The organism is Geodermatophilus sp. SYSU D00814, from assembly GCF_054050055.1.
Genome location: NZ_JBJGYP010000001.1, coordinates 135,131 through 147,012, shown reverse-complemented (window position 1 = coordinate 147,012; position 11,882 = coordinate 135,131). Strand labels below are relative to the sequence as shown.

Annotated in this window: 15 protein-coding genes; 8 read left to right on the top strand and 7 right to left on the bottom strand. The window is 76.5% G+C overall.

Annotation, left to right across the window (positions count from 1 at the left end; all coding sequences use genetic code 11):
• The gene (locus ACI780_RS00705) at positions 1–1,149 is read right to left on the bottom strand and encodes a cystathionine gamma-synthase (protein WP_456871374.1); all 1,149 of its coding nucleotides are present in this window, start codon (positions 1,147–1,149) and stop codon (positions 1–3) included.
• Positions 1,146–2,543, bottom strand: coding sequence for a cystathionine beta-synthase (locus tag ACI780_RS00700; RefSeq protein ID WP_456871373.1), 1,398 nt, complete (start codon positions 2,541–2,543; stop codon positions 1,146–1,148). The genes ACI780_RS00705 and ACI780_RS00700 overlap by 4 nt, the downstream gene beginning before the upstream one ends.
• A gap of 146 nt (positions 2,544–2,689) precedes the next feature.
• Here ACI780_RS00700 and ACI780_RS00695 point away from each other — a divergent pair, with 146 nt between their 5' ends.
• Entirely contained in the window at positions 2,690–3,469 is a 780-nt protein-coding gene (locus tag ACI780_RS00695) for an aldo/keto reductase (RefSeq protein ID WP_457000413.1), read from the top strand.
• A gap of 5 nt (positions 3,470–3,474) precedes the next feature.
• On the opposite strand, the gene ACI780_RS00690 is transcribed toward ACI780_RS00695, so the two are convergent.
• On the bottom strand, positions 3,475–3,975 hold the full coding sequence (locus tag ACI780_RS00690; protein ID WP_457000412.1) for a hypothetical protein: 501 nt from the start codon (positions 3,973–3,975) through the stop codon (positions 3,475–3,477).
• Between the two features lie 130 nt (positions 3,976–4,105).
• Here ACI780_RS00690 and ACI780_RS00685 point away from each other — a divergent pair, with 130 nt between their 5' ends.
• From ACI780_RS00685 to ACI780_RS00665, 5 genes are all read left to right on the top strand, one after another.
• A complete protein-coding gene (locus ACI780_RS00685; RefSeq protein ID WP_457000411.1) occupies positions 4,106–5,122 on the top strand; it encodes an aldo/keto reductase in 1,017 nt (338 codons plus the stop codon).
• Positions 5,119–5,922: an alpha/beta fold hydrolase gene (locus ACI780_RS00680; protein WP_457000410.1), complete on the top strand. Its 804-nt coding sequence runs from the start codon at positions 5,119–5,121 to the stop codon at positions 5,920–5,922. The genes ACI780_RS00685 and ACI780_RS00680 overlap by 4 nt, the downstream gene beginning before the upstream one ends.
• Positions 5,919–6,383 (top strand): XdhC family protein, encoded by a 465-nt coding sequence (locus tag ACI780_RS00675; protein ID WP_456871368.1) that lies wholly within the window; start codon positions 5,919–5,921, stop codon positions 6,381–6,383. Before ACI780_RS00680 ends, ACI780_RS00675 begins: the two co-directional genes overlap by 4 nt.
• On the top strand, positions 6,380–7,723 hold the full coding sequence (locus tag ACI780_RS00670; RefSeq protein WP_456871367.1) for an FGGY family carbohydrate kinase: 1,344 nt from the start codon (positions 6,380–6,382) through the stop codon (positions 7,721–7,723). The genes ACI780_RS00675 and ACI780_RS00670 overlap by 4 nt, the downstream gene beginning before the upstream one ends.
• 86 nt (positions 7,724–7,809) lie before the next feature.
• Positions 7,810–8,004, top strand: a complete 195-nt coding sequence (locus ACI780_RS00665) for a hypothetical protein (RefSeq protein WP_456871366.1) — start codon at positions 7,810–7,812, stop codon at positions 8,002–8,004.
• A 74-nt stretch (positions 8,005–8,078) separates the two neighbouring features.
• Here the strand turns inward: ACI780_RS00665 and hisN are convergent, their stop codons facing one another.
• The gene (hisN, locus tag ACI780_RS00660) at positions 8,079–8,882 is read right to left on the bottom strand and encodes a histidinol-phosphatase (protein WP_456871365.1); all 804 of its coding nucleotides are present in this window, start codon (positions 8,880–8,882) and stop codon (positions 8,079–8,081) included.
• A gap of 22 nt (positions 8,883–8,904) precedes the next feature.
• Positions 8,905–9,081 carry a DUF2795 domain-containing protein gene (locus ACI780_RS00655; protein ID WP_456871364.1) on the bottom strand — a complete coding sequence of 59 codons (177 nt, stop codon included), beginning with the start codon at positions 9,079–9,081 and terminating at the stop codon, positions 8,905–8,907.
• 54 nt (positions 9,082–9,135) lie between these two features.
• Here ACI780_RS00655 and ACI780_RS00650 point away from each other — a divergent pair, with 54 nt between their 5' ends.
• The gene (locus ACI780_RS00650; RefSeq protein ID WP_456871363.1) at positions 9,136–9,678 is read left to right on the top strand and encodes a DUF2087 domain-containing protein; all 543 of its coding nucleotides are present in this window, start codon (positions 9,136–9,138) and stop codon (positions 9,676–9,678) included.
• Positions 9,679–9,841: 163 nt separating this feature from the next.
• On the top strand, positions 9,842–10,480 hold the full coding sequence (locus ACI780_RS00645; protein ID WP_456871362.1) for a hypothetical protein: 639 nt from the start codon (positions 9,842–9,844) through the stop codon (positions 10,478–10,480).
• Here ACI780_RS00645 and ACI780_RS00640 read toward each other — a convergent pair.
• Both ACI780_RS00640 and rsgA read right to left on the bottom strand, forming a co-directional pair.
• Complete coding sequence (locus tag ACI780_RS00640; RefSeq protein ID WP_456871361.1) at positions 10,477–10,908, bottom strand: VOC family protein; 432 nt, start codon at positions 10,906–10,908, stop codon at positions 10,477–10,479. The genes ACI780_RS00645 and ACI780_RS00640 overlap by 4 nt on opposite strands.
• Positions 10,909–10,919: 11 nt before the next feature.
• Positions 10,920–11,816 carry a ribosome small subunit-dependent GTPase A gene (gene rsgA, locus ACI780_RS00635; protein WP_457000409.1) on the bottom strand — a complete coding sequence of 299 codons (897 nt, stop codon included), beginning with the start codon at positions 11,814–11,816 and terminating at the stop codon, positions 10,920–10,922.
• Positions 11,817–11,882 lie beyond the last annotated feature (66 nt).

Genomic DNA, 11,882 nt, shown 5'->3' with positions numbered 1-11,882 from the left:
TCAGCCCAGCGCCTGCGCCAGGTCGGCGAGCAGGTCGTCGGCGTCCTCGATGCCCACCGACAGCCGCACCAGGTCGCCGGGCACCTCCAGCGGCGAGCCGGCCGCGCTGGCGTGGGTCATGCGATGCGGGTGCTCGATGAGCGACTCCACCCCGCCCAGGGACTCCGCCAGCGTGAACAGCCGCGCCCGCTCGCAGACCCGCAGCGCCGCGTCCTCGCCGGCGGCCAGGCGGAACGACAGCATCCCGCCGAAGCCGGACATCTGCTTGGCGGCGATGTCGTGACCGGGGTGGTCGGGCAGGCCCGGGTAGAGCACGGAGGACACCGCCGGGTGCTCCGACAGGTACTCGGCGATCCGCGCCGCGTTGGCCTGGTGCCGCTCCATGCGCACGCCGAGGGTCTTGATGCCGCGCAGGACCAGCCAGTCCGACAGCGGGCCGGAGACCGCCCCCATCGCGTTCTGGCTGAAGACCAGCTCCGCGGCGAGCTCCTCGTCCCGCACCACCAGCGCCCCGCCGACGACGTCGGAGTGCCCGCCGAGGTACTTCGTCGTCGAGTGCACGACGACGTCGGCGCCGAGGGTCAGCGGCCGCTGCAGGTAGGGCGAGGCGAAGGTGTTGTCGACGACGAGCAGCGCGCCGGCCTCGTGCGCGATCTCGGCGGTCAGGGCGATGTCGGCGACGTTGAGCAGCGGGTTGGTCGGCGTCTCGCACCACACGACCCGCGTCGAGCCGGGCCGGATGGCGGCGCGCAGCGCGTCGGGGTCGTTGAGGTCGGCCGGCGTGTGCTCGACGCCCCAGCGGGAGACGACCTTGGAGATCAGCCGGAACGTGCCGCCGTAGGCGTCGCCGCCGAGGACGACGTGGCTGCCCGGCCGGCACACGGTGCGCAGCAGGGTGTCCTCGGCGGCCAGGCCGGAGGCGAACGCCAGGCCCGCGGTGCCCTCCTCGAGGGAGGCCAGCAGGTCCTGCAGCGCGTCGCGGGTCGGGTTGGCGCTGCGGGCGTACTCGTAGCCGTTGCGCAGCCCGCCGACGCCGTCCTGCTTGAAGGTGGTGGCCAGGTGCAGCGGGACGACGACCGCGCCGGTGGCCGGGTCGGGGTCCTGCCCGGCGTGGATGGCGCGGGTGTCGAAGCCGGAGAACTCGCTCACCGGGTCACCCCCGCCAGGTGGCCGAGCACGTCCTGCCGGGTGACGACGCCCGCGGGCTTGCCGTCGACGTGCACGATCAGCGCGTCGGCCTCGCCGAACTCCGCCACCGCGGCGCTGACCGGCTCGCCGGAGCCGATGATCGGCAGCGGTGCGGACATGTGCCTCTCCACCCGGTCCGACAGCGACGCACGGCCGGCGAACAGCGCGTCGAGCAGCACCTTCTCGTCGACGGAGCCGACCACCTCGCCGGCGGTGACCGGCGGCTCGGCCTTGACGACGGGCATCTGGCTGACGCCGTACTCGCGCAGGATGTCGATGGCGTCGCGGACCGTCTCGTTGGGGTGGGTGTGCACGAGGACGGGCGTGGCGCCGGCCCCGTCCCGTGACTTGGCCTGGAGCAGCTCGCCCACCGTCTCGCCACCGGTGGTGACGTCGAGGAAACCGTAGTCGGCCATCCACTGGTCGTTGAAGATCTTGTTGAGGTAGCCGCGGCCGCCGTCGGGCAGCAGCACCACCACGACGTCGTCCTTCGTCAGCTTCTCGGCCGCGCGCAGCGCGCCGGCGACGGCCATCCCGCAGGAGCCGCCCACCAGCAGGCCCTCCTCGCGGGCCAGCCGGCGGGTCATGTGGAAGGAGTCGGCGTCGGACACCGGGACGATCTCGTCGGCGATCCCGCGGTCGTAGGCGTCGGGCCAGAAGTCCTCGCCGACGCCCTCGACCAGGTAGGGCCGGCCGGTGCCGCCGGAGTACACCGAACCCTCCGGGTCGACGCCGACGACGCGGACGCGGCCGTCGGAGGCCTCCTTGAGGTAGCGGCCGATGCCGCTGATGGTGCCGCCGGTGCCGACGCCGGTGACGAAGCAGGTCACCCGGCCCTCGGTCTGCTCCCAGATCTCCGGGCCGGTGGTCTCGTAGTGCGAGCGCGGGTTGGCCGGGTTGGCGTACTGGTCGGGCTTCCAGCCGCCGGGGGTCTCGCGGGCCAGCCGGTCGGAGACCGAGTAGTAGGAGCGCGGGTCGGCCGGGTCGACGGCGGTGGGGCAGACGTGCACCTCCGCGCCGTACGCCCGCAGCACGTTGATCTTGTCCTGGCTGACCTTGTCGGGGCAGACGAACACGCACCGGTACCCGCGCTGCTGGGCGACCAGCGCCAGCCCGATGCCGGTGTTGCCGCTGGTGGGCTCGACGATCGTCCCGCCGGGCTTGAGCTCACCGCTGGCCTCGGCGTCGTCGACCATGCGCACGGCGATCCGGTCCTTCACCGAGCCGCCGGGGTTGAGGTACTCGACCTTGGCCAGCACCAGGGGCGCGTCCGGTCCGAGGTCGCGGGTCACCCGCGACAGCCGGACCAGCGGCGTGCCCCCGATCAGGTCGACGACGGACTCGGCGTACTGCACTCGGACCTCCTCGGCGGCGCCCCGGGCGGGCGCTCGCCTCTCCATCCCACCACCCGGGACGGGTGCGGGCGCGCGCGCCGGTCCCCGGTCACCCGGGGGACGGCGCCGCGGGTGTCGGCGCGCGGGGAGGCGGGCAGGGCAGCGGCATGACCGACGCGATCCCCGCCGCCGCGCTGACCGGCGGCGGCGCCATGCCGCTGCTCGGGTTCGGCACCTGGCAGATGACCGGTGCGACCTGCTACGACGCCGTCCGGACCGCGCTGGACGCCGGCTACCGGCACCTGGACACCGCGACGATGTACCGCAACGAGGCCGAGGTGGGCCGGGCGCTGCGCGACTCCGGCGTCGACCGCGACGAGGTCTTCGTCACCACCAAGCTGCCGCCCCGCGAGGCCGGCCGCGCCGAGCGGACGCTGACCGCGTCGCTGGGCGCGCTCGGGCTCGACGCGGTCGACCTGTGGCTGGTGCACTGGCCGCCCGGCGGCGCGGGGGAGGACCTGTGGGAGCGCTTCGTCGCCGCACGTGAGGCCGGGCGGGCCCGGGCGATCGGGGTGAGCAACTACTCGCTGCAGCAGGTCGACCGGCTGACCGCGGCCACCGGGGTGACGCCGCGGGTGAACCAGGTCAACTGGGCGCCGGCGCTGTTCGACGCCGCCGTCGAGACCGGCCACCGCGAGCGCGGCGTCGTCCTGGAGGGCTACAGCCCGTTCAAGAACACCGACCTGCGCGACCCGGTGCTGCGCGAGGTCGCCGACGCGCACGGCGTCACCCCGGCGCAGGTGGTGCTGCGCTGGCACGTCGAGCACGGCGTCGTCGTCATCCCCAAGTCGGCCACGCCCGAGCGGATCCGGGCCAACCTCGAGATCGGGGGGTTCTCCCTGACCGCCGACGAGGTGGCCCGCGTCGACGGCCTCTCGCGGCGCTGAGCCGGTCAGGACCGCGGGGCCACCGGCGTCCGGGGCTCGCCGGCCAGCGCGCGGCGGACGTCGACCATCGGCGCCACCATCCCCGTCGTCGGTCGGCGGACCGGGGTCGGGTTCGGCGTGGCGGTGCGGCGGCGCCGGGATCGGCGGGAGCGCAGCGCGGTCAGCAGGTCGAGGAGGGCCAGCGCCGAGGCGCCGACGACGACGTTGCCCAGCCGCCGCTGCCGCTCGCCGCTGCGGTTGCCGAGGGCGATGCCCAGGGCGGTGAGGTCGACGACGTCGCCGGCCACGCGCGTCCAGGCCCAGCCGGGGCGCCCGGCGAGCAGCCCCGCGGCGTGCGCGAGCTCGCGGGCGCCGACGGCGGTGACCACCGGCAGCGCGACGGGGGAGTCGTCGACCCCGGCGAACCGGGCCACCTCCCGGGGCGAGACGAGCATCGCGGTGCCCAGACCCAGGCTGGCCAGGCCGAGCAGGCGGCCCGTGCGGCGGGGGGCGGATCGGGCGGTCATGGGTCCTCCCGGGGTCGGTGCCCGGGGCGGCTACCCGGGGCAGCGACCGGGAAACGGCGGCGGGACGGCCGTGGGACGGCGGCGGGACGGCCGCTGGCGGACCGGGCGACGGCGGGGCGAGGATGCGGGCATGACCTCCCCCTCCGCCGGCACCCGCACGCTCGGCCGGGACGGCCTGGTCGTCTCCGCCCTCGGCCTGGGCTGCATGGGGATGAGCCAGATGTACGGCACCGCCGACCGCGACGAGTCGATCGCGACGGTCCACCGGGCGCTCGACCTCGGGATCACCTTCCTCGACACCGCCGACGTCTACGGGGACGGGCACAACGAGGAGCTGGTCGGCGAGGCGATCCGCGGCCGCCGCGACGAGGTCCAGCTGGCGACGAAGTTCTCGCTGCGGCGCAACGACCGCGGGGGCATGGACATCGACGGCCGGCCGGAGAACGTGCGGGCCTGCGCCGAGGCGAGCCTGCGCCGGCTGCGGGTCGACGTGATCGACCTGTACTACCAGCACCGGGTCGACCCGCGGGTGCCGATCGAGGACACGGTCGGGGCGATGGCGGAGCTGGTGGCGCAGGGCAAGGTCCGGTTCCTGGGGCTGTCGGAGGCCTCGGCCGCCTCGGTCCGCCGCGCGGTCGCCGTCCACCCCGTCGCGGCGCTGCAGAGCGAGTGGTCGCTGTGGACCCGCGACGTCGAGGCGGAGGTGCTCGGCGTCGCCCGCGAGCACGGCATCGGCGTCGTCCCGTTCAGCCCGCTCGGCCGCGGCTTCCTCACCGGCGCCATCCGCGGCCCGGAGGACTTCGCCGACGACGACTGGCGCCGCGGCCACCCCCGCTTCACCGGGGAGGCGTTCGCGGCCAACCTGCGGCTGGTCGACGCCGTCCAGGCGATGGCCGAGGAGAAGGGGTGCACGCCCGGGCAGCTGGCGCTGGCCTGGGTGCTCGCGCAGGGCGAGGACGTCGTGCCGATCCCCGGCACCAAGCGCCGGCCGTACCTGGAGGAGAACGCCGGCGCGCTGGCCGTCGCGCTGTCGGCCGGCGACCTGGCCAGGCTCGGGGAGATCGCCCCACCCGGCGTCGCGGTCGGCGGCCGCTACGTCGACTCCTCCTACGCCTACGGCGACAGCCCGGAGCGGGGCGCCGCGTGACCGCGACGACCACCGCCGTGACCACCACCGCGCCCCGGCGGGTGCCCGGTGCCGACGGCGTCGCGGTGGCGGTGCACCGGTGGGGGACCCCGGGCGCGCTCCCGCCGGTCTACCTGCAGCACGGCTTCGTCGCCGACACCCGGCTCAACTGGGTCGGCACCGGCACGGTCGCGGCGCTGCTGGCGGCCGGGCGCGAGGTCGTCGGGATCGACGCCCGCGGGCACGGCCGGTCGGACAAGCCGCACGACCCCGCCGCCTACGGCGAGCTCCGCATGGCCGGCGACCTGCGGGGGGTGGCCGACGCGCTCGGCCACGACGCCTTCGACCTGGCCGGGTACTCGATGGGCGCGACGGTCGCGGTGCTGGTCGCCGCCGCCGACCGGAGGGTGCGCCGGCTGGTGGTCGGCGGCGCCGGCGCGGCGCTCGTCGAGCCCGGCGGTGCGCAGCGGCACCGGGTCCTCATGGAGGAGCTGGCCGCCGCGCTCGAGGCGGCCGACGTCGCCGACGTGCGCGACCCGGCCACCGTCCTCTTCCGCCGGATGGCCGACGCCCTCGCCGCCGACCGGATGGCCCTGGCCGCGCACGCCCGGGCGGTGCACACCCGCGACGCGGACCTCGCGGCGATCACCGCGCCCACGCTGGTCCTCGCCGGCGACGCCGACCCGCTGGCGGCCCGCCCCGAGGTGCTGGCCGGGGCCATCCCCGGTGCCCGGGTCACCGTCGTCCCCGGCGACCACTCCACCGTGCTCCGGGCGCCGGCCTTCGCCGCGGCGCTGGTGGCCTTCCTGGGGGAGTCGTGAGCGGGGGAGCCGGGCGGGTGCTGGTGGCGGTGTTCGACTCGCCGGTGGCCGCGGTGCTGCTGCGGTGGGCGCCGGAGCTCGGCTTCCGCACCGTGCTGCTCGACCCCGACCCCGCCCGCGGTGCCGGGGTCACCGGGCTGGCCGACCTGACGGAGGACCTGTCCGACGCCGACGTCGTCGTCACCGACCACCACCGGCCCGAGCTCGGCGAGGTGCTGCGCGACGCGCTGGCCCGGCGGGTGCGCTGGGTCGGGGTGATGGGCAACCCGCGGCACGAGGGTCCGCACGTGGCCGCGCTGGCCGCCCTCGGCGTCCCGCCGGAGGAGGTGGCGCGGGTGCACCGGCCGATCGGCCTGGACATCGGCTCCCGCACCCCGGCGGAGATCGCGCTGAGCACGCTGGCCGGGCTGCTCGCCGACCGCAACGGCCGCAGCGGCGGAGCCGCCCACCGCCCGCGGTGAGCGCCGTCCTGCTCGGCGCGGACCTGGGGACGAGCGGGCTCAAGCTGGTCGCGCTGGGCGAGGACGGCCGGCTCGTCGCGGAGGCGGAGGCCGGCTACCCGGTCGAGCAGCCGCACGAGGGCTGGGCCGAGTGCGCCGTCGGCACCTGGCGGGCGGCGTTCGACGACGCGCTGGCCCGGCTGCTGCCGCTGCTCGGGGGCCGCCCGGTGGCCGGGCTGGGGCTGGCCGGGCAGATGCACGGCACCGTCCTGGTCGACGACGGCGGGACCGCGCTGGCGCCCGCGGTGCTGTGGCCCGACCGGCGGGCCACCGCGGAGGTCGCCCGCTGGCGGGGGATGCCGGCCGCCGACCGGGCGGCGCTGGCCAACCCGCTCGTCCCCGGGATGACCGGTCCGGTGCTCGCCTGGCTCGCCGCCCACCGGCCGGACCTGGTCGGGCGCGCGGCCGCCGTCGTGCTGCCCAAGGACGCGCTGCGGGCCACCCTGCTGCCCGGCGCCGACCCGCGGGTCACCGACCGCAGCGACGCCTCGGCGACGCTGCTGTGGGACGTCGTCGCCGACGGCTGGTCCGACGCCGCCCGGGCCGCGGCGGGCGTGCCGGCGTCGCTGCTGCCCGTGGTGCGCCCGTCGGCGGGGATCGCGGGTACCGCCGTGCTCGGGGGTGCCGAGGTGCCGGTCGTCGTCGGGGGTGCCGACACGCCCCTGGCGATGCTGGCGGCCGGCTCCGGCGGGGCGCTGCAGGTCAACCTCGGTACCGGTGCGCAGGTGCTGCGCCCCGGCTGGACGCCGGTGCCGGCCGACGACCCGCCCGTGCACGGCTACGCCGACACCGGCGACGGCTGGTACGCGATGGCGGCGCTGCAGAACGGCGGCTCGGCGTGGACGTGGGTCGCGGGCGTGCTCGGGGTGGCGCCCGCGGAGCTGTTCGACCTCGCCGCGACCGCGCGGCCCGGTGCCGGGGGAGCGGTGTTCCGGCCGTTCCTCACCGGCGAGCGCGGCGGCGTCGCCGGCCCCGACGACCGCGCCGGGTGGACCGGCCTGTCCGCCGGGACCACCCGCGCCGACCTCGCCCGCGCCGCCGTCGAGGGGGTGCTCTCGGCCGTGGCCGCCGCCGCCGGACTGCTCGGCGGGGCGCCGCGCGGGCCGGTGGTCCTCACCGGCGGCGGGGGACGGGTGCCGCTGGTCCGGCAGCTCCTGGCCGACTCACTCGACCGGCCGGTGGTCTACCTGCCGCTGCGCAGCGCGTCGGCCGTCGGCGCCGCGGTGCTGGCCGGGCGCGGCGTCGGCCGGCCGGTCGAGCCGCAGCGGACGCCGTCGCCGCCGGTGACGCCGCGGGCCTGACCCTCCCTGCGGAACGGTGCCGGTCGGACGGCCGTTGACCGGGACGAGGGGCCCCGCACGGGGCCCGGCGAGAGGAGGCGCACGACATGGCGTCGGTGTTCGACAAGGTGGCCCAGTTCGCCCGCAGCCCGAAGGGCCAGCAGGCGCTGCGGCAGGTGTCCGACAAGGCCCAGCGGATGGCCAAGGACCCCAAGACCAAGGCCCGGATCGACGACGCCCGCCGCCGGTTCTCCGGCGGCCGCGGCACCGGCAGCGGCGGCGGGACCACCCCCACGGTCTGAGGAAGGACCCCCTTGCCCCCCGCCGCTCGCGAGCTCGCGGCGGGACCCTGCAGGGGGGCCACCCTCGTCCGTCGCTAGGCCGGGTCGGGCAGCCGCAGGTGAGACAGCGCGGCGTCGTGCAGCGCGCCGTTGGTCGCGAGCGCACTGCCCCCGGCCGGCCCGGGGACGCCGGACAGGTCGGTGAACCGGCCGCCGGCCTCGCGGACGATGACGTCGAGGGCAGCGAGGTCCCACAGCGACACCTCGGGCTCGCAGGCGACGTCGACCGCGCCCTCCGCGAGCAGCACGTAGCTCCAGAAGTCGCCGTAGGCCCGGGTGCGCCAGACCGACCGGGTGAGGTCGAGGAACCCGTCGAGCAGGCCGCGCTCCTCCCAGCCGGACAGGCTGGAGAACGACAGGCTCGCGTCACCGAGGTCGGAGACGCCCGAGACCCGGCAGCGGGTGGCCGACTCCAGCCGCCGGCCGGTCCAGGCGCCGACGTCCTTGGCCGCCCACCAGCGGCGGTTGAGCGCGGGCGCCGACACCAGGCCGACCACCGGCTCGTCGCCGTCGAACAGCGCGATCAGGGTGGCCCAGACCGGCACGCCGCGGATGAAGTTCTTCGTCCCGTCGATGGGGTCGAGCACCCACCGCCTGGGCCCGTGCCCGGTGACGCCGAACTCCTCGCCCAGGACGGCGTCGCGGGTGCGGGCCCGGGAGAGGGTGATCCGCAGCTGCTCCTCGACGGCGCGGTCGGCGTCGGTGACCGGCGTCAGGTCGGGCTTGGTCTCGACGGTGAGGTCGAGCGCCCGGAAGCGGTCCATGCTCAGCGAGTCCGCCTGGTCGGCGAGCACGTGCGCGAGGTGCATGTCCCCCGTGTAGTCCCGGCCCGGTGTCATGGGCACCGAACCTAGCGGGGCGTCAGTCGAAGACCGCGGCGCTCACGCCGCTGGGCCCCTCGTACTCGCGGTCGTCGATCTTCTGCAGCGCCTCGACCACGTCCTTGCCGCCGCCCTTGGCGTGCTCGAGGATCTGCTCCTTCGTGGCCGGGTAGTCGATGCCCTTGAGGGCCTTCTGGATGTCGATGGGGCTCACCATGCCGGTCGGCCTACCCCCGCCCCGCTACTCCGATGCGCGGATACCGTCCTGGGGGTGCAGGCGACGACGATCGTGGGGCTGCTGGCCGACCCCACCCGGCTCAAGGTGGTGGCCGCGCTCGCCCTGGGGGCCGGGACGATCGAGGAGGTCGCCGTCGCCGGCGGCCTGCCGCTGAAGGACGTCGCGCTGGCCGCCCGCCGGCTGGCCCGCGCCGGGCTGGTGCGCCGCGACGGCCACGCCCTCGAGCTGCTCACCGAGCGCTTCGGTGCCGCGGCCCGGGCCGCGGCCGAGGCCGCCCCGCCACCGGAGCCGCTGTCGGACGACCCCGCCGAGTCCGCCGTCCTCGCCTCCTTCATCCGCGACGGGCGGCTGACGACGATCCCCGCGCAGCGCAGCAAGCGCCGGGTGGTGCTCGAGCACGTGGTGCGGGTGTTCGACGTCGGCGTCCGCTACCCCGAGCGCGAGGTCAACGCCCTGCTCGCCGTGTGGCACCCCGACACCGCCGCGCTGCGCCGCTACCTGGTCGACGAGGGGCTGCTCTCCCGCGAGGCCGGGCTGTACTGGCGCACCGGCGGTCCGGTCGACCTCGACGGGTAGTCCTCCCGCCGGCAGTCGTGCTCTGCCCCCCGGTGCGGGGCAGAGCACGAGTGTCCGGCCGAGCAGGTCCTGGTCCTGGACAGCTCGTGCTCTGCACACACCTGTGTGCAGAGCACGACCACTCGCACGACAGGTGTCCGGCTGCCGGGCCACACTGCCGGTCGTGCCCGACGCCGACGCCTTCCGCGCGCTCGCCCGCTCCTCGCCGGAGCGGTGGACGACGCTGCGCTTCACCGAGCGCCGGCGCCACGGGTGGGCGTGGTCCGAGCCGGTCCGCGCGTGGCTGCGCCGGCCCGACCTGCTGCGCGTGGAGGACGCCACCGGCCGGCTGCTGCAGGTGGTGCGGGAGGTCGGTGCGGACCACGACCCGATGTGGCAGGACTACCGCTGGGTGGCCGAGCTGCGCCCGCTGGAGCTGGCCGACGGCCTCGATCCCGACACCCGGGAGCCCGCGGTGGGGACGGCGGTCGAGGTCGACGGGCTGCGCGAGGTCGAGCACGCCGGCCGCGCGGCGTGGGAGGCGCTCGTCGTGCCGACCGGCCGGTACGAGCCGCGCTGCGGCTGCTGCCCCCTGCTGCGCAGCCGGAGGATCGACGAGCTCGAGTGGGGCAGCGTCGAGGACGTCGTCGAGTACCCCTCCGTGCACCTGGTCCGGCTCGACGTGGCGACCGGGGTCTGCGTGTGGGCCGAGCCCCTCGACGGCACCTACGCCGGTGAGACGCACGACCTGCGCATCGAGGCGGTCGACGAGCGCATGCCCGACGACCTCTTCTCCCGGGCGCGGCGCCAGGGTGCGGTCTAGCCCAGCCGGACCGTCCCGTCGGGGCCGACCGACCAGCCGGGGTTGTGCGCGACCTCCCAGACCACACCGTTCGGGTCGCGCACCAGCGCGTGGAAGACGCCGCCGAACGCGCCCTCCTCGGGGGCGGTGAGCACCGTGCCGCCGGCCGCGGCCATCCGGTCGGTGAGCGCGACGACGGCGTCCCGGTCGGCCACGTTGTGCGCCAGCGTCACGCCCGACACCTCGGGGCGCGCCGGGCCGGTGCCGAGGTCGCGGGCGAAGCTCCCCGCCTCGAAGAAGGCCAGCACCGTCCCGGGCGCGATCTGGAAGAAGACGATCTCGCCCGGGACGTCGAGCAGCGGCGTCCACCCGAGCCCGTCGGCGTAGAAGCGCCGCACGGCGTCGAGGTCGGCGGTGGCCAGGGTGACGACGTGGACCTGCTGCTCCATGGAGACCTCCGTCAGTAGCCGGGGCCGAGCTGGCCGACGGCGTCGAGCAGCCGCCGGACGCTGGCCAGCCGCTCGGCGCGGCCGGGTGGTCCGGCCGCCGCCCAGGCGTCCAGCGCGCAGTCGGGGTCGTCGGCGGAGTGCCCGCACCCGGGCGGGCAGTCGACGGCGGCCTGGGCCAGGTCGTCGAAGGCGGCGACGACGTCGTCGGCGGTGACGTGCGCCAGGCCGAACGAGCGGATGCCGGGGGTGTCGATGACCGTGCCGCCGCCGGGCAGGTCGAACAGCACCGCCGACGACGAGGTGTGCCGCCCCTTGCCCACCTTGCTGACGTCGCCGGTGGCCCGGTCGGCGGCGGGCACCAGCCGGTTGACCAGCGTCGACTTGCCCACGCCGGACTGGCCGACGAACACGCTGGTGCGCCCGCCGATGCGGTCGAGCAGCGGGTCCAGCGGCGCCTCGCGCGACATCGGCACCGCGTCGACGCCGAGTCCCGCGTAGCGGTCCAGCAGCGGCTGCGGGCTGGCCAGGTCGGTCTTGGTCAGGCAGAACAGCGGCTCCAGGCCACCGGCGTAGGCGGCGACCAGGCAGCGGTCGAGGAACCCCAGCGCCGGGTCGGGGTCGGTCACCGAGGTGACCACGACGAGCAGCTCGGCGTTGGCGACGACCACCCGCTCGGTGGGGTCGGTGTCGTCGGCGGTGCGCCGCAGCGACGTCGTCCGGTCCTCGATGACGACGATCCGGGCGAGCGTGTCGGGCCGGCCGGTGGTGTCGCCGACCAGCCGCACCCGGTCCCCGACGACGACGCCGTGCCGGCCGAGCTCGCGGGCGCGCATCGCGGTCACCTCGGCCGTGCCGCCGCCGGGCTCCTCGACCCGCACGGTCATCCGCCCGCGGTCGACCGCGGTCACCAGCCCGGGGACGGCGTCGGCGTGGGCCGGGCGGGTGCGCGTGCGGGGCCGGGAGCCGCGCCGGTT